The 20,189-nt window shown below is 70.3% G+C and carries 21 protein-coding genes; 7 read left to right on the forward strand and 14 right to left on the reverse strand.

Translation table 11 applies throughout. The features are described from left to right. Nucleotides 1-10: 10 nt before the first annotated feature. The 9 genes from NAG42_RS31610 to NAG42_RS31650 all read right to left on the reverse strand — a co-directional run bounded on the left by NAG42_RS31610 (nt 11) and on the right by NAG42_RS31650 (nt 9,114). Nucleotides 11-616: a type IV pilus inner membrane component PilO gene (locus tag NAG42_RS31610; protein ID WP_250035580.1), complete on the reverse strand. Its 606-nt coding sequence runs from the start codon at nt 614-616 to the stop codon at nt 11-13. Continuing rightward, a complete protein-coding gene (locus tag NAG42_RS31615; RefSeq protein WP_250035581.1) occupies nt 616-1,332 on the reverse strand; it encodes a PilN domain-containing protein in 717 nt (238 codons plus the stop codon). The genes NAG42_RS31610 and NAG42_RS31615 overlap by 1 nt, the downstream gene beginning before the upstream one ends. Further along, nucleotides 1,332-2,357 carry a type IV pilus assembly protein PilM gene (gene pilM / locus NAG42_RS31620; protein ID WP_250035582.1) on the reverse strand — a complete coding sequence of 342 codons (1,026 nt, stop codon included), beginning with the start codon at nt 2,355-2,357 and terminating at the stop codon, nt 1,332-1,334. Before pilM ends, NAG42_RS31615 begins: the two co-directional genes overlap by 1 nt. A gap of 33 nt (nt 2,358-2,390) precedes the next feature. Then, nucleotides 2,391-3,179: a prepilin peptidase gene (locus tag NAG42_RS31625; RefSeq protein ID WP_250035583.1), complete on the reverse strand. Its 789-nt coding sequence runs from the start codon at nt 3,177-3,179 to the stop codon at nt 2,391-2,393. Nucleotides 3,180-3,235: 56 nt separating this feature from the next. Continuing rightward, on the reverse strand, nt 3,236-3,760 hold the full coding sequence (locus NAG42_RS31630) for a type II secretion system protein (RefSeq protein ID WP_369077117.1): 525 nt from the start codon (nt 3,758-3,760) through the stop codon (nt 3,236-3,238). An 81-nt stretch (nt 3,761-3,841) separates the two neighbouring features. Then, entirely contained in the window at nt 3,842-5,074 is a 1,233-nt protein-coding gene (locus NAG42_RS31635) for a type II secretion system F family protein (protein ID WP_250035584.1), read from the reverse strand. A gap of 4 nt (nt 5,075-5,078) precedes the next feature. Next, the gene (locus tag NAG42_RS31640; protein ID WP_250035878.1) at nt 5,079-6,212 is read right to left on the reverse strand and encodes a type IV pilus twitching motility protein PilT; all 1,134 of its coding nucleotides are present in this window, start codon (nt 6,210-6,212) and stop codon (nt 5,079-5,081) included. Nucleotides 6,213-6,338: 126 nt separating this feature from the next. Then, complete coding sequence (locus tag NAG42_RS31645; RefSeq protein WP_250035585.1) at nt 6,339-8,006, reverse strand: GspE/PulE family protein; 1,668 nt, start codon at nt 8,004-8,006, stop codon at nt 6,339-6,341. A 73-nt stretch (nt 8,007-8,079) separates the two neighbouring features. Beyond that, nucleotides 8,080-9,114: a GlxA family transcriptional regulator gene (locus NAG42_RS31650; protein WP_284046170.1), complete on the reverse strand. Its 1,035-nt coding sequence runs from the start codon at nt 9,112-9,114 to the stop codon at nt 8,080-8,082. A 71-nt stretch (nt 9,115-9,185) separates the two neighbouring features. Here NAG42_RS31650 and NAG42_RS31655 point away from each other — a divergent pair, with 71 nt between their 5' ends. Both NAG42_RS31655 and NAG42_RS31660 read left to right on the forward strand, forming a co-directional pair. Further along, nucleotides 9,186-10,475 (forward strand): MFS transporter, encoded by a 1,290-nt coding sequence (locus NAG42_RS31655; protein ID WP_250035588.1) that lies wholly within the window; start codon nt 9,186-9,188, stop codon nt 10,473-10,475. Between the two features lie 605 nt (nt 10,476-11,080). Next, nucleotides 11,081-11,533, forward strand: coding sequence for a hypothetical protein (locus NAG42_RS31660; RefSeq protein ID WP_250035589.1), 453 nt, complete (start codon nt 11,081-11,083; stop codon nt 11,531-11,533). Nucleotides 11,534-11,711: 178 nt separating this feature from the next. Here NAG42_RS31660 and NAG42_RS31665 read toward each other — a convergent pair whose 3' ends face one another. From NAG42_RS31665 to NAG42_RS31680, 4 genes are all read right to left on the reverse strand, one after another. Further along, on the reverse strand, nt 11,712-11,903 hold the full coding sequence (locus tag NAG42_RS31665; RefSeq protein WP_250035590.1) for a hypothetical protein: 192 nt from the start codon (nt 11,901-11,903) through the stop codon (nt 11,712-11,714). 200 nt (nt 11,904-12,103) lie between these two features. After that, on the reverse strand, nt 12,104-12,256 hold the full coding sequence (locus tag NAG42_RS31670; RefSeq protein WP_250035591.1) for a hypothetical protein: 153 nt from the start codon (nt 12,254-12,256) through the stop codon (nt 12,104-12,106). Nucleotides 12,257-12,370: 114 nt separating this feature from the next. Next, a complete protein-coding gene (locus NAG42_RS31675; protein WP_250035592.1) occupies nt 12,371-13,855 on the reverse strand; it encodes an HNH endonuclease signature motif containing protein in 1,485 nt (494 codons plus the stop codon). Between the two features lie 154 nt (nt 13,856-14,009). Next, nucleotides 14,010-15,689 (reverse strand): putative bifunctional diguanylate cyclase/phosphodiesterase, encoded by a 1,680-nt coding sequence (locus NAG42_RS31680; protein ID WP_250035593.1) that lies wholly within the window; start codon nt 15,687-15,689, stop codon nt 14,010-14,012. Between the two features lie 226 nt (nt 15,690-15,915). Between NAG42_RS31680 and NAG42_RS31685 the strand changes: the two genes are divergently transcribed. Both NAG42_RS31685 and NAG42_RS31690 read left to right on the forward strand, forming a co-directional pair. Next, the gene (locus NAG42_RS31685) at nt 15,916-16,341 is read left to right on the forward strand and encodes a YbaB/EbfC family nucleoid-associated protein (protein ID WP_250035594.1); all 426 of its coding nucleotides are present in this window, start codon (nt 15,916-15,918) and stop codon (nt 16,339-16,341) included. Beyond that, entirely contained in the window at nt 16,331-16,720 is a 390-nt protein-coding gene (locus NAG42_RS31690) for a hypothetical protein (protein ID WP_250035595.1), read from the forward strand. The genes NAG42_RS31685 and NAG42_RS31690 overlap by 11 nt, the downstream gene beginning before the upstream one ends. Nucleotides 16,721-16,745: 25 nt before the next feature. Here NAG42_RS31690 and NAG42_RS31695 read toward each other — a convergent pair whose 3' ends face one another. Next, nucleotides 16,746-17,030, reverse strand: coding sequence for a DUF427 domain-containing protein (locus NAG42_RS31695; RefSeq protein ID WP_250035596.1), 285 nt, complete (start codon nt 17,028-17,030; stop codon nt 16,746-16,748). 172 nt (nt 17,031-17,202) lie between these two features. Between NAG42_RS31695 and NAG42_RS31700 the strand changes: the two genes are divergently transcribed. Genes NAG42_RS31700 through NAG42_RS31710 form a run of 3 tightly spaced genes read left to right on the forward strand, consistent with a single transcriptional unit; the run spans nt 17,203 to nt 20,188 of the window. Next, entirely contained in the window at nt 17,203-17,751 is a 549-nt protein-coding gene (locus NAG42_RS31700) for a hypothetical protein (RefSeq protein ID WP_250035597.1), read from the forward strand. Further along, the gene (locus NAG42_RS31705) at nt 17,748-18,773 is read left to right on the forward strand and encodes a hypothetical protein (protein ID WP_250035598.1); all 1,026 of its coding nucleotides are present in this window, start codon (nt 17,748-17,750) and stop codon (nt 18,771-18,773) included. The genes NAG42_RS31700 and NAG42_RS31705 overlap by 4 nt, the downstream gene beginning before the upstream one ends. Next, nucleotides 18,770-20,188 (forward strand): hypothetical protein, encoded by a 1,419-nt coding sequence (locus NAG42_RS31710; RefSeq protein ID WP_250035599.1) that lies wholly within the window; start codon nt 18,770-18,772, stop codon nt 20,186-20,188. Before NAG42_RS31705 ends, NAG42_RS31710 begins: the two co-directional genes overlap by 4 nt. Nucleotide 20,189 lies beyond the last annotated feature (1 nt).

Below are 20,189 nucleotides of genomic sequence, written 5' to 3' on the forward strand. Positions count from 1 at the left end.
TCGTCGTGCTTCAGGCGGCCACGCACATGTCCGTCCGGTCGGCCTTCGAGCTGTCGGCCAGGTCGGATTTGGTGCAGAAAGCGGTCAGCGTGACGGCCGCGGTCGCCTTGCTGGCGTCCTCGGTGTCGCTGGCCACGGTGACCGCGTCGACGAGGACGGCCCGGCTCTGGGTCTGCTGCAGGCGTGCGATGAACCTGCTGATGTTGTCGACGCTGCCCGTGATGTTGAGGGCCAGCGGCATCTCGACCGCGGTGGCGACCTTCCCCGAGGCCGTGGCGCCACCCACGCTGATGTTGGTCACCCGGACGCCGACGGCCTTGGACATGTCCTGCAGCGATCGCAGGAACACCGGCATGCCGTACGTCTCGGGCAGGTTGGTCACGAGCGTGTCGAGCTGCGACTGATAGGTGGCCTTCTTCTCGCTCTGCGCCTTGAGAGCGGCCACGTCCTTGCGCAGACCGGTCAGCTGGATGACCGTGTCGTCGGCCTGGGTCTGCACCTCGTCGGCCTCGGCGAACTTCGGCGAGATGGCGAGCAGCCAGGCCGCGGCGACGATGATGACGATGGCCACCATGCCGCCGATCAGCCAGATCCGGTTGGTGCGCCGGGCATCCATCAATTACCCCCGGTGGCGGCGCAGGCGGTGGTGAACCGGCCGCAGAGGGCGGCCGACGTGAGCTTGGCCGTGAGGGCGTACGAGATCTTGTCGCTCGGGCCGTCCTCGGCCGCCGTCGTCAGGTAGGGGTCGGTGACGCCGTCGTGATCGGCCAGGTTGTCGAGGAAGGCGGCGGCGTGCTTCTTGTCCGGGGCGCTCCCGGTGATGGCCAGCGTCGCGACGATCGTGGTGGCGCCCTTGGCACCGGCGGTGGAGCCCGTGGCGGCGCCGGGCTCGACCATGGTGCCGCCGAGCCCCTTGATGGTGACGCCGGCGTCCTGGGCGTCGGCCCGCAGCTCGTCCATGTTCACCGACCACGGCAGGTCGTTCGCGAGCAGGGTCTTGAGGTCCTGCTCCACGGTCTTCACGTCGTTCATGGTGGCGGTCACCGTGGAGTACTTCTTCTTCTCGTTCTGGACCCGGGCGACCTGGTCGGTGGCCAGCGCCAGGTTCTCGTTCGCGGTGTCGAGCTGGTGGATCGCGAACACGTACCAGCCGCCGAGCCCGGCCAGGACGGCCAGCACCGCGCCGATCAGCATGAACCGGGTGCGCCGGGCGCTGCGGCCGGCGCGGATCTCCTCGGGCAGCAGGTCGGCCCGGATCGGCAGGATGCGGGCGGCCTGCGCCGGCGAGATCGCCGGGTCGATGGGCATCAGGGCCGTTTGCGTGGTGGTCATCAGGCTGCCGCTCCCAGGGTCAGGCCGATCGACACCGCGGCCGAGGGCACGAAGCTGTCGAAGCCGCGCTCGCGGCCCTTGCGCGTGTCCCGCAGGCGGCTGGCGCTGTCGGCGTACATGACGGTGATCCGCAGTTGGTTCTGCAGGTGCTCGGCCAGGCCGGGCATGAGGGCGCTGCCGCCGCACAGGGCCAGCCGGGTGACCTGCTGGTGGCGCTCGCTCGACGCGAGATAGGTGAACGAGCTGCGCAGCTCGCTGACCAGGGGCCGGACCGCCTCCTGGGCGGCCTCGACACCGTCCGGCCGGCCGTCGCCGTGCAGGCCGAACCGGCACTTGAGCTCCTCGGCCTCGGGCTGCGGGATGCCGAGCCGGGTCGCGATGCTGTCGGTGATCTCCTGGCCACCGCGGGGCACGGTCCGGACGATCAGCGGCTCCCCGTCGGCGTGCACGACCAGGCTGGTCACGTCGAGACCGATGTCGACGATGGCCTCGATCTGGGCGTCCAGCCGGGAGGCCGCCCGCAGCAGGGCGAACGAGGCCAGGTCGACCCCCTTGACGTGCAGGCCGGCCTTCTCGACGGCGTCCACCGCGCTCATCACCGCCTCCTTGGGCATGGCGATGAGCAGCCCGCGGACGGTCGGGTTGTCGCCCGGCTCCTCGAGTGGGTAGAAGTCGAGCAGTGAGCGCTCGACGGCCAGCGGCAACGCGTCCTTGACCTGGAACGGCAGGGCCTGACGCATCTCCTTGGCGGGCAGGTTGGACACCGCCATCTCGCGGACCACCAGCTGCGGGTTGGTCACGCCGAGGTTGACGTTCTTGGTGCCGAACTTGCAGGCCGCCCAGAGCTGCTTGAGGGCCGAGGTGACCATGACGGGGTCCTGGACCGCGCCGCCGGTGACCGCGCCGGGCGGCAGCGGCACCTGGCCGAAATTGGACAACGTGTAGTCGTCCTTGTTCCGGCGGACCTCGACGGCCCGGATGGAGGACGTGCCGATGTCCAGCCCGATCGGGATGACGCCAGCCATCGGTCTCCTTCCTCTCGTTGATCTTGTTGCGGTTCAGACGGTGGGGACGAGCAGGGAGGCGTACCACTGCGCGATGGGGGCGCCGGCGAAGACCGCGAGGAAGGCGCCGGCGAGCATGTAGGGGCCGAAGGGGATACGGCTCTTGCGGTTGGCCCGGCGCAGCACCATCAGCACGGCGGCGACGAGCCCGCCGAGCAGGAACGCCGCGAACGCGCCGATCGCCACCGAGCTCCAGCCGAGCCAGCCGAGGTAGAAGCCGATCAGCGGGGCCAGCTTGAGGTCGCCGCCACCCATGCCGCGCGGCAGGATGGCCAGGATGAAGTACCCGGCGTAGAGCACGGCCGCCGCGAGCAGGGCCCGGGCCGCGGCCGACCAGCTGTGCTCGGCGATCACGGCCGGGGCCAGCAGGACCAGGGCGACCGCGTACGAGGGCAGGACGATCTTGTCGGGCAGACGCATGACGTCGAGGTCGATCGCGGCCAGCGCCACCGAGATCGCCGCCAGATAGAGGTAGGCGGGCAGTTCCCAGGAGAGCCCGAACCGGGCCGCCACCGCGACGAACAGGACGGCGGTGCCGGCCTCGACGAGCGGGTAGCGGGGGCTGATCGGCGCCTCGCAGGCGGCGCACCGGCCGCGCAGCAGGAGCCAGCCGAAGACCGGGACGTTGTGCCGGTTGCGGACCTCGGTGCCGCAGGCCGGGCAGTGCGACCGCGGGTGGATCAGCGACTCGTCCCGCGGCACCCGATAGATCACCACGTTGAGGAAGGAACCCACCACCAGGCCGAGCAGGGCGACCACGACGAGCAGCGGAAGCTGCGGCATCGGGACTACCTCCTTGGCGCCGGCGGTGGGTTCTTCGTCGAGCCGTCGTCAGATCATCAGGCGGCGCAGGTGGCGATGTTGCCGCCGGCGATCGTCTTGACCGAGCCGCCGGTGGCGCTGTCGTAGACGTAGAGCTTGCCGCTGCCGTTGCCGTTCACGGCGCAGACCTTGTACGTCGAGACAGTGATGTTGGGGGCGGCGCCGGCCGTGGTGCCGATGAGGTAGGTCATCGTGGTCTTGTCCGACAGCGTGATCCAGCCGGCCGGAGCGCCCGCGGCGGGTGCGGTGGTCGAGCCGTCCTTGACGTTGAAGCTCGCCGCGATGCTCTTCTGGTCGGCGGTCGGGTACGAGTTGCCGTTGTCCGTGTAGTACTGCTCGATCGTGCTGACCGCGCCTCGTACGTCGGACTGGGCCGACTTGTCCGCCGCGCCCTTGCGGTAGTTCAGGTAGACCGGCACGGCGATCGCGACGAGGACGCCGATGATGACCACCACGACGAGGAGCTCGATGAGCGTGAAGCCTTCGTCGTCCTTCTTGTTCCGGAGCCGGGTGATGATGTCGTGCATTGGGGGTGCCTCCATGGCGTCAGGGTGGGGCGGGCGGGTGGTGCCGGGCGGGGGGCCCGTTCGGCCGGCGGGAGTCCGGCCTGGGTGGTGCGCAGGTCAGTTGCTCTGAATGTTCTGGTAAATAGTGAACATCGGTAGGTAGAGACAGATCACCATTCCGCCTACCACGGCGCCCATGACGAGCACCATGATCGGTTCGATCGAGGCGGTCAGGGACTCGGCGGCGGCGTCGACTTCCCTGTCATAGAAATCGGCAACCTTGTCCAGCATCTGACTGATTTGGCCGCTTTCTTCGCCGACTTCGATCATCTGCGTGACCATGGTCGGAAAGATGGGGTGGTTACGCAGGGCCGAGGACATCGTGTGGCCGTCGCGGACGGCGGCCTGCACGTCCTTCATCGCGGCGTTGATGACCTCGTTGCCCGTGGTCTCGCCGACCACGGTGAGCGCCTGCATGACCGGCACGCCGACGTTGAGCAGCAAGCCCAGGTTGCGGGAGAAGCGGCTCATCGCGAGCTTGCGGAACAGGGAGCCGAAGACCGGCATCTTCACCTTGATGCGGTCGACCTTGAGGCGGAACTCCTCGCTGGCGCGCATCCGGCGCTTGTAGAAGATCGATCCGCCGATGCCCACGGTCAGGATGAGCGGCCCGATCCACCACATGTTGTGGCTGGCGTCGACCAGGAACTGGGTGATCGCCGGCAGCTCGCCACCGAGGTTGGCGAACATCGCCTCGAAGATCGGCACGATGAAGATGAGCACCGCGGCGATCAGGACGAAGGTGAACCCCAGCACGATCGCCGGGTAGGTCATCGCGCTCTTGATCTTGCCCCGGAGCGCGGTGTCCTTCTCCAGGCTGTCCGCGATCTGCTCGAGAGCGCGGTCGATCATACCGCCGGTCTCACCGGCCCGGACCATGGCGATCATGAGGCGCGGGAAGATCCGGTCGTGCTTGGCCATGGACGACGACAGCGAGGAGCCGGCCGCCACGTCCGTGCGCAGCTCGCCTAGCGCCCTCTTCAGCGGCGGCGAGCTGCTCTGCTCCTCCAGGATCGACAGCGACCGCAGCAGCGACATGCCGGAGGCGGTCATCGTGGCGAACTGGCGGGAGAAGACGGCGAGATCCTTGAGCTTCACCCGGTTGCCGAAACCCGGGATCTTGATCTCCATGTCGAGACCCTTGCCGGTCTCGATCAGCTCCAGCGGGGTCTCGCCGCGCTGTTTGAGCAGGTTGGTGGCCGCGGCCTCGTTCGGCGCCTCGACGGTGCCCTTGCCGCGGTGGCCGGCGCCGTCGATGCTGCTGTACCGAAAGACCTTGGTGGCCGGCATGGGGTCAGCTCCGTCCCACGAGTCGCATGAGTTCCTCGCGCGAGTGGCACAGCTCGAGGGCGGCCGGCAACGTGACGATCTGCTCGCGCACCTTCTCGGCCAGGTGCTGGTCGAACGCGAGCATGCCGTCGCCCGCGCCGGCCTGCATGAACGAGGGGATCTGGTGGGACTTGCCCTCGCGGATCAGGCTGCGGATGGCCGGGGTGGCGGTCAGGATCTCGGCGATCACGACCCGGCCCTTGTTGTCCGCCCGGGGCGCCAGCGCCTGGGTGATCACGCCCTGCAGCGAGGCGGCCAGCTGGGCCCGGATCTGCAGCTGCTGGTGCGGCGGGAAAATGTCGATGACCCGGTCGATGGTCTGGGTGGCGCTCTGCGTGTGCAGGGTGGCCAGCACCAGGTGGCCGGTCTCGGCCGCGGTCAGCGCGGTGGCCGTGGTCTCCAGGTCGCGCAGCTCGCCGACCAGGATGATGTCGGGGTCCTGCCGCAGCGCGTGCTTGAGCGCCGAGGCGAAGGTCTCGGTGTCCGCGCCGACCTCGCGCTGGTTGACCACGCTGCGCTTGTGCGGGTGCAGGAACTCGATCGGGTCCTCGATGGTCACGATGTGGTCGGCCCGGCTGCGGTTGGCCAGGTCGAGGATCGAGGCCAGCGTCGTGGTCTTGCCGGAACCGGTCGGCCCGGTCACCAGCACCAGGCCACGAGGCAGGTGGGCGAAGCGGGCCACCGAGTCGGGCATGCCCAGCTCGTCCAGCGGCTTGATCTCGTGCGGGATGGCCCGGAAGACCGCGCCGCACGAGTTGCGCTGCACATAGAGATTGCCGCGGAAGCGGGAGACGCCGACGATGCTGTGCGCGAAGTCGAGCTCCTGGACGCGCTGGAAGGTCCCCCACTGGTCGGCCGAGATGGCGGCCCGGCAGAGCAGTGCGGTGTCGGCCGAGTTCAGGTTGCCGTAGCCCTCGATCGGGCGCAGCGAGCCGTTCACCCGGATCATCGGCGGCGTCCCGACGGTCAGGTGCAGGTCGGAGCCGCGCGACTCGACCAGCGTGACGAGCATCTGGTTGAGCACGGCGAGGTCACCGGGCGCGGGCGCCGGCTCGTCGGGCGCCGTCTGCAGCGGCACCATCGTGTCGGTCTGGTACATCTCCACCGGCAATCTCTTGATCCGTCAGGGGACGCCATCTGTATTCGGCACTTCGGCGGGCCGGTTTAGGGTCAGTTCTGGCGTTTTCGGGCGCTGTTCCGGCGTACGGGATAGGTTGTCGGACCGTCAGATCGCGACGCGGGACACTTCGCGGACCGAGGTGAGCCCGCCGGACGCCTTGGCCAGGCCGTCCGCCCGCAGCTCGTACATCCCCTGGTAAAGCGCCACCTCGCGGATCTCGTTGGCCGAGGCCCGGCGGATGGTCAGCGCCTCGATCTCGGGGCTGATCGGCATCACCTCGTGCAGCGCGATGCGCCCGCGGTACCCGGTGTTGGCGCAGTTGCGGCAGCCCACCGGCCGGTAGAGCGCCTCGGGCACGGCCAGGTCCTCGAACGGCCAGCGCGCTCCGTCCAGCTCCTCCGCGGTCGGCACGTACGCCTCCTTGCACCAGTCGCACAGGCGGCGAGCAAGCCGCTGGGCCAGTACGCAGTCGAGCGACGACCCGACCAGGAACGGCTCGATGCCCATCTCGGTGAGACGGGTGACCGCGCCCGGCGCGTCGTTGGTGTGCAGGGTCGAGAGCACGAGGTGGCCGGTGAGCGAGGCCTCGACCGCGATCTGGGCGGTGTTGCCGTCCCGGATCTCACCGATCAGCACCACGTCGGGGTCGGAGCGCAGGATGGCCGGCAGCACCGCGGCGAACGTCAGGCCGGCCTTGGCGTTGACCTGCACCTGGTTGACCCCGCGCAACCGGTACTCGACCGGGTCCTCGACGGTGATCACGTTGACCTCGGGCTTGCTGATCTTGCCCAGCGTGGCGTAGAGCGTCGTCGACTTGCCGGAACCGGTCGGGCCGGTCACCAGCAGCATGCCGTGCGGCTTGGTGAACGACGCGGAGAACCGGTCGAGGTTGTGCTGGGTGAAGCCGAGCTTGTTCATGTCGAGGTCGATGCCGCCGGTGTCGAGCACCCGGAGGACCAGCTTCTCGCCCCACACCGTGGGCAGCGTGGCGGTCCGCAGGTCGACCGTGCGGTCCCGGATGAGCACGGTGATGCGGCCGTTCTGCGGGATCCGCTTCTCGGTGATGTCGACGCCCGACATGATCTTGATACGGGAGGTCAGCGCGGCCATGACACCACGCGGCACCAGGTCCACCTCGTGCAGCACACCGTCGATGCGGTAGCGCACCCGCATGTCGTCCTCGGTGGGCTCGAGGTGCAGGTCGGAGGCGCGGTTCATGACGGCCTGCTCGATCAGGCTGTTGACGTAGCGCACGATCGGCGCGTCGTCCGAGCTGGTCGCCTGGGCCGACATCCCGGTCTGCGACTCGGTTTCGGCGTCAGCCAGGTCACCCAGGTCGCTGGACTCGCGCTGCAGCCGCTCGATGATCCGGCGGACCTCGCTGCGGGCGACCACGACCGGCCGCACGACCATGCCGGTGGCGGCGCGGACGTCGTCCAGCGCGACCACGTCGCCGGGGTCGGTGACGCCGACGACCAGCTCGCCGTCGGCCATCGACAGGCCGAGCACGCGGTGGCGCAGCACGACCGGCAGCGGGATCCTCTTGAGGGCGGCCGGGTCGGGCGTGAAGCTGACCAGGTCGACCGTGTTGATGCCGAAGGCCTGGGCGGCCGCCTCGGTCAGCTGCTCCTCGGTGACGACCTGATCGTTGATGAGGACCGCGCGCACGGACCGCCCGCTGCGCTGCGCTTCCTCCGCGGCCGAGTCCACGGCCAGCGGATCGATCCCGATCTGCTTGAGCGCGTCCAGCAGCGGGCGGAAGGTCTGGTCCATGACATCCTCAGGTCGGCGACGAGTGCTCGCCTTATTGATCGGACATCACGGGTGAAACCTAAGATCCGGAAGGTTATGATCCGGATCGCGCCGGTTGCCGGAAGGTTCTCCGGTACGCGGTCGGCGCCACACCGATCGCCTCCTGCAGGTGCTGCCGCAGCGCCGTCGCACTGCCCAGCCCCGAGCGGCGGGCCACCGTCTCCACTCCCAGATCGGTCGACTCGAGCAGCACTTGAGCATGCGCGATGCGCTGACGCAGCAACCATTGCCGCGGGCTGGTGCCGGTCTCCTCGCGGAACCGCCGGGTGAAGGTCCGCACACTCATCCGGGCGTGCTCGGCCATCCCCTCCAGGCTCACCGGGTCGGCCAGCCGGTCGAGCGCCCAGGCCCGGGTCGGCGCCGTCCCCGTGCCGTCCGAGTGCGGCACCGGGCGCTCGATGAACTGGGCCTGCCCACCGTCCCGCCAGGGCGGCAGCACGCAGCGCCGGGCCGCGCGGTTGGCGATCTCGGCGCCGTGGTCGTTGCGCACGATGTGCAGGCAGAGGTCGGCCCCGGCGCCCACCCCGGCCGAGGTGAGGATGTCGCCGTCGTCGACGAACAACACATCGAGATTCCAGCGCACACGCGGATAGAGGCCGCCGATCCGCTTGCCCCAGAGCCAGTGCGTGGCCGCGGGCCGTCCGTCGAGCAGTCCCGCCGCGGCCAGCACCGAGGCGCCGGTGCAGATCGACACAATCCGCGCACCCCGTGCCGCCGCGGCTCGCAGAGCTTCCCGTACGTCCTCCCGAAGCGTCCCATCGGTGACGGTGCTCCCGGCGTCGACGCCCGGAACGACCACCGTGTCCGCCGTCTCCAGCATGCTCAGGTCGTGGTCCGGGATGATCGTGAAGCCGGCCGTCGTCCGCACCGGGCCGGTGCCGCAGACCACCACGTCGTACAGCTTGTTGCGGTCGGCGTCGCGCGCCGCACCGAAGACCTGGGTGGCGGCGCCGAGGTCGAACGGGACCACGCCCTCGAGCGGGAGCACGGCGATGCGATGGCTCCCGGTTCGTGCTCGTTCGTGAGCTGCGGGCTGTTGGTGGTGGCCCGGTCGGACGGTCGGCTGCATGGCTCGATTCTTGCGCACGATGGCCTTCCGGCCACTCGTCCACGAGGCCGGAACTTCGCAGAATCAGTACCGTGAGCAAACACCGCATCCATCCGGCGTGGCTGGTGGCCGTCGTCGCGTTCGTCGCTCTGGTCGGCGCGGCCGGCTTCCGGGCCACCCCGTCCGTCATGATCCGGCCGCTGCACGACGAATTCGGCTGGTCGCTCGGCACGATCTCGGCCGCCGTCTCGGTCAACCTGCTGCTCTACGGCCTCACCGCGCCGTTCGCGGCGGCGCTGATGGAGCGGTTCGGCATCCGCCGCGTGATCATGGCAGCCCTGCTGCTCGTCGCGGCCGGCTCGGGCCTGACCGTCTTCATGCAGTCGAGCTGGCAGCTGATCCTGCTCTGGGGCGTCCTGGTCGGCCTCGGCACGGGTTCGATGGCGCTCGGCTTCGTCGCCACGATCACCGGCCGCTGGTTCGTCAAGCACCGCGGCCTGGTCACCGGCGTGCTCACCGCCGGCGGCGCGGCCGGCAACCTGATCTTCCTGCCCGTGCTGGCCACGCTCACCGAACGCTCCGGCTGGCGGCTCGCCGCACTCACGGTCACCGTGGCCGCGCTGCTGGTCGTGCCGCTGGTCTGGTGGCGTCTACGCGACCACCCGGCCGAGCTGGGCCTGGGCGCCTACGGCGGCGTCTACGAGGAGCCGAAGCCGATCGCCCCCGCCGGCGCCGCCCGGACCGCGCTGCGAGCACTCGGTCAGGCCGCCCGAACCCGGCCCTTCTGGCTGCTGGCCGGTGGCTTCGCAATCTGCGGGGCCACCACCAACGGCCTGGTCGGCACCCACTTCATCCCGGCCGCCCACGACCACGGCATGACCGAGACCACAGCAGCCAGCCTGCTCGCTTTGGTCGGCCTCTTCGACATAGCCGGCACCATTGCCTCCGGCTGGCTGACCGACCGCGTAGACAGCCGCATCCTGCTCGGCGCCTACTACTTCCTGCGCGGCCTGTCGTTGCTGGTGCTCCCATCCCTTTTCGCCGCGACAGCCCACCCCAGCATGCTGGTGTTCATCCTGTTCTACGGCCTCGACTGGGTCGCCACCGTGCCCCCCACAGTCACCCTGTGCCGCGAATACTTCGGCGAGAGCGCCGCCGTAGTCTTCGGCTGGGTCTTCGCCGCACACCAGTTCGGCGCCGCCGCAGCCGCCACCGCCGCCGGCCTGATCCGCGACCAACTGGGCGCCTACACCTGGGCCTGGTACGGCGCCGGCGCACTGGCCATCCTCGCCAGCGTGCTGAGCCTGATGCTCTTCGCCGGCACCCGCCTCAAGTCGATAGCCCCCGGCATAGGCCTAGCAGCACAGCCCGCCAAAGCCTAGAACCGTCCTCACCCAGCGTCCCGGCCCAGCGTCCCGGCCGCCCAGCGTCCCGGCCGCCCAGCGTCCCGGCCGTCCAGCGTCCCGGCCGTCCAGCGTCCCGGCCGCCCAGCGTCCCGGTCACGGCGTCCCGGCCGCCCAGCGTCCCGGTCACGGCGTCCCGGCCGCCCAGCGTCCCGGTCACGGCGTCCCGGCCGTCCAGCGTCCCGGCCGTCCAGCGTCCCGGCCGTCCAGCGTCCCGGCCGCCCAGCGTCCCGGTCACGTGCGACCGGTCAAGCCCGTCCGGGTCAGCTGGGCCCGGCCACGTGTGACCGGTCACGCGCGTCCGGGTCAGCTGCGTCCGGCCATGTGTGATTTGGCTATGTGCGGTCCGGTCACTTGCAGCTCGGCCATCTCCGGCTCGGCCGCGCGTTTCTCGTCCACGTGCGTCCGCCTGTGCGTGGGCGGCCTCGGTCGGACCTTCTCGCCCAGGTCGCGCCCAAGTCGATGCGGCACTAATGGACAAGCTGCCGGAGCACCGTGCACGACGGCGGTAAAGGCAACGCACCTGCGGCGGAAGCGGCAGCGCACGACAGCGGGAGCGGCAGAGGCGACCACAAAGAACCGTAGTGGCGACGGCGACGACAGTGGCGATGGCGACGACAGTGGCGATGGCGACGACAGTGGCGATGGCGACGACAGTGGCGATGGCGACGACAGTGGCGATGGCGACGACAGTGGCGATGGCGACGACAGTGGCGATGGCGTTGGCGACGGCAGTGGCGGTGGCGACGGCGACGGCGGTGGCGGTGGCGGTGGCGGTGGCGGTGGCGACGCCACTCGTGGTCGGCTACGCGAATGAAGGCGGCGGTACTCGCAAGACGACCGGCATCACGAACACCGCGGCCAGCGGCGGTGGCGACGGCAGTGGCGACGGCGGTGGCGGTGGCGGTGGCGGTGGCGACGGCGGTGGCGACGGTATGGGCCGTCGGGACGGGAAGCGGCGACTCGGAAGCGAAGGCCACGACAGCGGGCGAGGGGTCGGTGGCAACCGGGCTATTGGCGACGGCCGCGGAGGTTGAGGCAGCGAGCGGCTGTGGGGGTGATGGGGCCGGCAGCGATAGCGGCAGATTCGCCGGTCGGGCAGCAGGCTGGTCAGCGATCGTGGTCCGGCGGTCTTGCCGCGCACGATCCCGCGCAGGCCGGCCTGGCGCATGAGCCGTTCGACGGTGCATCGGGCCACCTCGACACCGTCACGATTCAAGGCGAGCCGTACTTCCGGGCGCCGTAGACGTCGTAGTTGTCGGCATGGAGCCGGCGGACCTGCTGGGTGAGCCAGGCATCGCAACGTTGGCGGGTCGAGGGCAGCCGGCGGCGGGCCGCCCGGTAGGTGCTCGACGCGATCGGCCACCCGGACGCCGTCAGGGTCTGGGAGATCGGCTCGACGCCCAATAGATGCTTGCGTTCGTCGATGTAGGTCGCGAACGTCGCTGTGGCCGGTCGAGCTCGGTTGCGAAGAAAGCCGACGCGGACTTCAGGAGTTCGTTCGGCCGGCGCAGTTCCGCGTTCTCCTGGCGCAGCCGTTTCAACTCGGCGGCCTCATCCGTGCTGACCCCGGCCCGCCCGTCGGTGTCGATCTGGTCTTGACGGACCTATGTCCGCAGCGTCTCCGCAGTACCGATACCCAGCCTCTGCGCCACCACGATGATCGCGGCGTACTCCGACTCGTCGCTCGACGGCATCTCGGCGACCATCCGCACCGCCTGCCCACAAAGTTCCGCGGAGGTACGGGAAGGGCGTGACATGTCCCGCTCCTCTACAAGAGGTCGATTCGGTATCAACCCGGGGCGGTCTGCGCTTGCGGCCCTGGGTGGTTGCTGTCGTGCCTCGGGGGGTGGGGTGGATCTTGTGGTCGGGGGCTATTGGCGTGGGTGGTAGAGGTTTCGGCGTGGGTGTTGGGTTGGGTCGATGTCTGGGGGTGGGATGAAGTCGGGGAGGTGGTCGGGGGCTGGGCGGATGCGCCAGCCGGCGGTGGGGTGGTGGATCAGGCGGTGGTGGCGGCAGAGCAGTACGAGGTTGTCCAGCGTGGTGGTGCCGCCGTTGGTCCAGGCGGTGATGTGGTGGGCGTCGGTCCAGCGGGGTGGGCGGTCGCAGTCGGGGAAGGCGCAGCCGCGGTCGCGGACGGTCAGGGCGCGGCGCAGGGCGGTGGTGGTGAGGCGGTGGGTGCGGCCGAGGTCGAGGATCTGTCCGTCGGTGCCGAGCACGGCGGGGAGGATGCGGGCGTCGCAGGCCAGTCGTCGCGCTGCCTCGGCGGGTAGGCGTGTGCCGGTGTCGGTGGTGGCGGTGCCCAGGGCTTGGGTCAGTGGGTTGTAGGCGACGGTGACCGCCAGCTGGGCTGGTTCGCCACCGGTTTGCGGGAGCTCACCGGTGCGTAATGCCAGTCGGCACACCTCGATCAGTGCGTCGGCGCGTCGCTGGGCCGGGCGTCGTTCGTCCTCGGCGATGGGGTTGCACAGCGGGTGCAGGGCGGCCTGGACCAGTGCGGCGTCCTCGACCCCGAGCAACCCGGACAGTCGCACGACGCCCTCGACCGGAGCCGACAGGGTGAACCCGCGGGTGCGGTGAGCGCGAGCCTCCTGGCGTGCCAGCGCCATGGCGTCGGCGCGATCGGCCAGGTGCGGGGCGACATGGGCGAGGATGCGCTCGCCGACGCGACGTAGCTGGTAGGCGGGTAGCCGATCGGCCATCTCGATCAATGTGGCCTCAGCTTGCTGGACGATCTCGGCGGCGGCCGGCCGGCCGATCTCGTTGGCGGTAGCGAAGTCGGAGTCAGCGGCCGGGCCGGGCTGGTCGAGGGCGTTGGCTTGGGCAAGCTGGTCGTTGGCGTTGGCGTTGGCGTTGGCGTTGGCGTTGGCGTCGGCTTGGGCGGGCTGAGCGTTGGCGTTGGCTTGGGCGGGCTGATCGTTGGCGTTGGCTTGGGCGGGCTGATCGGGGGCGTCGGCTTGGGCGGGATGATCGAGGTCGTTCAAGCCGGTGGTGACGGCTGTGACGGCTGCGGCTATGGCCGCGGCCTGACGTACGTCGACCTTGCCGTCGAGGAGAGCCTGCTCGACTGTGGGGTGCTGAGCCAGGAGGGCGGCGCGGTCGGCGAGCTCGCGGGCCGGGCGCGGGTCGAGATGTAGCTGCGTCCGCAGCCAGCCGGCGGTGCTGCGCTGACCCTTGCGGGTGGGCAGTCCGCGAGTGGTGGCCTGGTGCACCAGGCGTGTCTGCAACGCGGCGACGGCCTGCTCCAACCGGTAGGCGCCGATGAGGCAGGCGGTGAGCTCATCGTCGGTCAGCGGCCACAACGCGGTCGCGGCGAGCTTCGCCGCGTCCTGGTCCAGTTGCTGCACGTCTGCCAACACGGACTCATTTTCGAACACACGTACGACAGTTTTGGGCTTCAGCGGTCCCTTTGATGATCGACATTCGCCATCTGCGCAGCGGACCAAAATGCCGTGGACCATTGTCGGCACGGGAATTGCCCCTATTGAGCGAGGGCGAGGGCGAGGGCGAGGGTCAGCGGGAATGCAGGGCTGACTGGCGGATCAGGAGGCCGGTCAGTTCGGCGGCGGGCATGGGGCGGGCGAAGTGGTAGCCCTGGGCTTCGGCGCAGGCCAGTTCGCGGAGGAGGGTGGCCTGCATTTCGTCTTCTACGCCCTCGGCCACGGGAGCCAGGTTGAACGTGCGGGCGATCTGGAGCACAGCCTCGGCCACGGAGCCGTTGGCCGTGGTCTCGCGCATGGCGGCCACGAAGGACTTGTCGATTTTGACCACGTCGACGGGGAGGGCGCCCAGGTGGCTCAGCGAGGAGAAGCCGGTTCCGAAGTCGTCCAGGGCGATGCGTACGCCTAGGGTCTTGAGCGATCCCAGCACGCGCGCCGACTCGGTGAGGTCGGTCAGGGCCATCGACTCGGTCAGCTCCAGCACGAGCGAGTTGGGCGGCAGGCCGGTGTCGGCCAGAACCGCGCCGACCTCGTCGGTCAGCTCGGGGCTGGACAGTTGGGTGGCCGACAGGTTGACGTTGACCTTGAAGCCGGGGTTGTCCTGCTGCCACACGACGGCCTGGGCGCACGCCTCGCGCAGGACCCACAGGCCCAAGCCGGGCATGAGACCCAGCGTCTCGGCCAGCTCGATGAACTCGCCCGGCCCGAGCAGGCCGCGCACCGGGTGCCGCCAGCGCACCAGCGCCTCGACCCCGACCGCCAGCTCGCCGTTGAGGTCGACGATCGGCTGGTAGTGCACCTCGAACTGCATCTCGGCCAGCGCGCGGCGCAGGTCGGACTCGTCGCGCCGGCGCTGGGCGGACTCGGCGAAGCGCACCGGGTCGAACCGGCGCACGACACCCTTGCCGTCGTCCTTGGCGTGGTAGAGCGCCTCGTCGGCCTCGCGCAGCAGCGTGTCCACGTCGAGGGTGCCGCCCTGAGTGATCGAGATGCCGGCGCTGGCCCGTACGGAAATCATCAGGTCGTCGACGGTGAGCGGCTTCTGCAGGTCGTGCATGATGCGGTCGGCGACCGTGTCGGCGGTCTGGTCGTCGGCGAGCCGGGGGAGAAGCACCACGAACTCGTCACCGCCGAGCCGCGACACCGTGTCGTTGGCGCGCACGTTCGCGTTCAGCCGGTCCGCGGTCACCTTGAGCAGCTCGTCGCCCGCGGCGTGGCCGTACGTGTCGTTGATGCCCTTGAACCCGTCGAGGTCGAACAGGATCACGGCGGTCTTGGTGTCGTCGGCGTCCTCGAGGGCGTCCTTCGCGTGATCCATGAACATCGCGCGGTTGCCCAGGCCGGTCAGCGGGTCACGGAACGCCTGGCGGGCCAGGATCGCGCGCTGCCGGGTGAGGTCGCGCATCAGGCCCTGGTTGGTGTGCGAGCCGAGGAACTGACGGACCAGGATGACCGCGGTGACGATCAGGATCAACCAGATCATCGCGGGCGAGCTGTCGCCCAGGGCGGTCTGCACTCCGGCCGCGACGACGGCGGCCGACACCGGGGCGTACTGCACCAGCGGCCAGCGCCGGCTCAGCCGGACCACGACCGCGCCGGCGAGCGCGACGGCGCCGAGCATCACGCTCCAGCGCAGCGCGCCGCCCTGGGGGCCGAGCAGCGGTGTCCAGGCCAGCGCCAGGAGCGACGCGAAGATCATGGTGATGTCCACGCCGCGCCGTACACGGTCGAGGACCTTGCCGAAACGCTCCATGAAGCACCTCCGACGCGCCTGATCGGTCCAGGGCGGGGGTACTTGAGCAAAGCGGGCTGGGTACTGGGGCAGAAATGCGGAGTTCTTGCCCACGTTAAGAGGACGTTACGGTGGTCGTCAGGTCGGGTGACCAGCGGGCGCTGCGACAGGGTGTGCGGCGGGCACCTCGTCGATCGTGATCTCATAGGACGCCAACGCACAAAAGTCGGCAACGGAGGACAAAGCTGTGCCGGGTGGAAATCTCGAGGACCGGCTCGCGGCGCTCAGCGCGACCGCGACCGACGAGGACGGCGTGGTCACGGTGACCGTGGGGGGTTCCGGCGTGGTCACCGGGCTGCGGCTCGACGACCGCGTGCAGCGGCTGGCCGGGGCGACGCTCTCGGCCGAGATACTGCGAACGATGCGCCAGGCCCAGGCCGCGCTGGCCGAACAGGCCGCGACGGCCGTCGACGAGACGATCGGCGCTGATACCGAGGACGGCAAGGCCATGATCGACAGCTATACCCAAAACTTCCAGGCCGACTCGGAGGAGCCGCCGGCGCCGGTCATGCCGTCCGCGCCGCCGTTCCCCACGTTCCAGAACACACCGACGCTGCCGCAGCAGTCGCCCGGCAACGGCTTCGAGAGCGGGCGAGACAGCCGTGCCCGCTGACAAGCCCTCGCTGCCGCGCCGCGGCCCGGCGCCGGCCGTCGATCAGATGTCGAACGCCGAACTGGCCCGCATGGTCGAGGCGGAGCACCCGTACCGGGGGAAGGCGCTCTTCGAGCTCTCCGACCGGATCCCGCTCGACGACGACGCGGCGACCAAGGTCGCGATGCTCAGCCGGCTGAGCTCGCTGCGCCGCGCGCGCCTGTTCGATCGGGTGTCGCTGGCCTGGTCGGGGATCATCGCGCTGCTCGCGGGCGAGACGGAGCACTCGCGCGCGGTCGCCTATGAGGCGTTCGGGGCGCTCGACGTCGAGGAGCAGCGGGACATGCTGGACTACCTGGAGGTGTCCTCGATCGAACAGGCCCACCCGCGCATCGCGTGAGCGGGCCTGCCGTCACTCGTCAGGGTCACGCTTCGACGCGGACGTCCTTCCAGAAGGCGACGCGGTCGCGCACAGCCTTGGCGTCCGGCTTGGGTTCGGGATAGAACCAGACGGCGTCGGGCGTCGTGTGCCCGTTCGCGGTCAGCGTGTAGTAGGAAGCCCGGCCTTTCCAGGGGCAGATGGTGTGGGTGTCGCTGAGGGCCAGCACGTCCTCGCGCAGCGACTCGCGCGGGAAGTACTGAATTCCCTCGACAACCACGGTGTCGTCGCTCTCGGCGATCACTTCGTCGTTCCAGATGGCCTTAGGCATAGTCCGAACGTAGCGCGCGAAAAGCGGGCCGTCCGATATGTGAGGGTTAATCGCTATAGGGAGTGAAAGTTGTGACTCGCCCCAACATTGCCGGGCCGGTGTAAGAAGATCTAGAGTCGGTCGCGACCCCTCCTACCCCTCCGGAGTGCCGTCGGTGAACGGTCTGAACACGATGCCTACCACGATCGAGCAGGCACGACACGCGCTGTTGCTGCTGGGCGCGCCCACCTCACCGCGTCTGGTGGTCGAGGTGCACGGCGCCCTCTTCGACAGCGATCTGTCGGTGCCCGCGCTCGTCAGCCTGCTGCGCGAACCCGCCTCCGGGCTCTGCGCGGCGCTCAACCCCGATCTGACCGCCGCCCGCGGGCTGGTCGCGCTGGCCGAGTGGCCGCTCGAGCGCCGCATCGTCACGCCGGCCGGGCAGCGAGCCGACGCGCTGGCGGCGGTGATCCGGGTGGCCGAGTTCGTGGCGATGCGCAGCGGAGCCGGCCGGGCCGCGCACCTGCTGCTGCGGGCGCTGGCTGAAGGCGTACCGGATGGGCCGGAAGCTCTTGATCTGGCCGACGCAGCCCGGCTGGCCCTGGCCGCGCCGGAGCTCGCGGCGGCGATCGAGGCCGAACTGCCGGTGCGGGCGGCGGCGGCCGAGCGGGCGCACGCCCTGCCGGAGAATCAGCAGCTGTACGGGGTTCCGGCCGTGCCCCACCAGCGAGGCGGCGAGTGAATCAGGTCGACCGGCTGCGGGGTTCCGCCCCCGTCAAGAGGCACAACGCGCGGACTGTCGCGGCGCTCACCGGCAACCCCGGCTGCACCCGCCGGGCCGTGCTGGACGCGGCCGGCGTCGACAAAGTGCGGCTGGCCGAGCGGATCGGGTTCCCGGGCGCGTTCGGGCAGTCGCGGTTCGCGCTGGCCCGGGGCAACGCGTTCGAGGCGATGCTCAAGGCGGACGACTGCGCGCTGCTGCGCTCCACGCTCGGGGCGTACGTGGGCGGTTACGAGGACCTCGGCGCGGACGAGGACGACACGCTGTCGGCCCGGCACTCGCGGACCCGCGCCCTGCTGGCGTCCTCGACCGAGGGACTGCTCGACCACCCCCTGCTGACGCTCGATGTCGCCGGGCAGACGGTGTTCCTGGAGCCCGACCTGATCGCCTATCAGAACGGCTCGCAGCTGCAGGTCGTCGAGATCAAGTCGTTCGCGATCATCGACGGGCAAGCCGACGGGACGGCGGTGTCGGCGGCGGCCGTGCAGGCGGCGGTCTACGTGCTGGCGTTGCGCCGGTTGCTCGGGGACGACAAGGTCAGCCACGAGGTGGTGCTGGTCTGTCCCGAGAACTTCTCGATGCAGCCGGTCGCGGTGGTGCTGGACGTGCGCAAGCAGCTGTCGACGCTGCGGCGCCAACTGTCCCGGCTCGCCTCGGTCTCGGCGCTCATCTCGTCGCTGCCCGAGTCGCTGTCGTTCGATCTCGCCCAGCCGGTGCCGGCTCTCGTGTCGTCGCTGGACGCGCTGACCGCGCGCTACGCGCCGGAATGCCTGTCCACCTGTGAGATGTCGGTCTTCTGCCGGGACGAGTCCGGCGGCCGGACGGAGGTGCTGGGGCGTCCCGTACGGGAAGCTCTGGGCGGCATCGAGACGGTGGACGAGGTGCTGGCCCTGGCCTCCGGCGCCCGGGAGCCCGAGCCGGCGCAGGTCGAGGCGGCGGCGTTGTTGCGCGCGGCCCAGCGCCTGCGCGACGAGGCGCTTTGAGCACTCTGGTGGCGCTGGCCCGCGCGCAGGCCCTCGCGGCCGGCCGGGCCCAGCCCATCACCACCGTGCGCCATCTGCACATTCACGACCGGCCGCTGGTGCTGATCCCGCTCGCCATGGCCGGTGAGGCCACCGCACCGCTGGCCGCCCTGCTCGGTGATGACGTGGCCCGGCCCCGGCTGCTCGTGGTGAGCCAGCCCCGCAACCGGGACGAGCGGTTCGCGTTCTTCGCGGGCCTGGCCGACGCGGTGGTGCCCTACCTCGACTCGTTCGCCGGCGCCACCGAGGCCGTGCCCGTCGATCGGGGCCGCGACGTGCGCCATCGCTTCGTCGACGCGCCGCAGGTCTGGGTGCCCAACCCGGGCGGCGCCGATTTCCTGCGGCTGCTCGGGCGGTCGACCCGCTTCCGGCGTACGGATGGCGATCATCCCGTACCGGCGTCGGTGCCCCGGCTCGGGCAGTGGCTGACGTTCCTGGCGTCGTCGGCCGAGGTGCCCGGCTCGTCGCTGCTGGTCAACGCCGTGCAGGCGCTCGGGCTGCACTGGGCCACCGGGCAGAGCGCGGCCGAGGACGCGCACTTCGGATCCTTGTTCGCGTGGATCACCGACGGCGCGCGGGCGGCTCGCGAGGCCGAGAACGGGCCGGTCGCCGGGCCGGCCACCGACCCCGCCTTCGACAACGAGATCCTGGCGCCGCTGATCGCCGAGTCGTCGCCGGCCCTGCCCGGCGTGCTGCGCGAGCTCCTGATGCCGACCTGGGAGCGGATGTGGAAGTCGATCGCGCTGCTCCGCGAGCTGCCAGAGGGCGCTCGGGTCGGGTCGCGCTGGGACAGTGATCGCGACGCCTACTCGGCTTTCGTCGAGCACCTGATCGAGGAGGGCACGCCGCAGCCCCGGCGCGACGGCGCGGTGGCCGCGGCGGCCCGGCTGCAACGGCTCGAGAACGCGGCGGCGCGCTACGCGGTGCAGCGCGCCTTCGACGATCCGCTCGTGATGGCCGAGCACCGGCTGAGCGGGGCGGCCTTCGGCGGGGTGGTGACGCTGGCCAAGGCGGATCGGATCGACGACAGCGGCAAGCGGCCCGTGCTGCGGCCCCGCATCATGGTGGCGACGACCGAGACCGTACGGGTCGAGCCCGGCGCCGCGCTGACCTCGCCCGCCCGCCCCTCGCAGAAAGCGAAGGTCATCTCTGTCACCCCGGGTCCGACCGGCACCGATGTGGTGCTGGAGCTCTCCGGTGGGATGGGGCGCAAGCTGGTGGCCGAGCCCGGCAGCGTCCCCGAGGTGGGCGAGCCGATCCTGCTGACGACGTTGAGCGAGGCGTACCGGCCGGGCGCGGCCTTCCCCGATCCGGCCGAGACACCGTGGACTCACGGCGGTCCGCCTGCCCATCATGAGGACGTGCCTATCGCGTGAC

It is taken from the genome of Paractinoplanes maris (genome assembly GCF_023544465.1).
GTDB lineage: Bacteria > Actinomycetota > Actinomycetes > Mycobacteriales > Micromonosporaceae > Actinoplanes > Actinoplanes maris.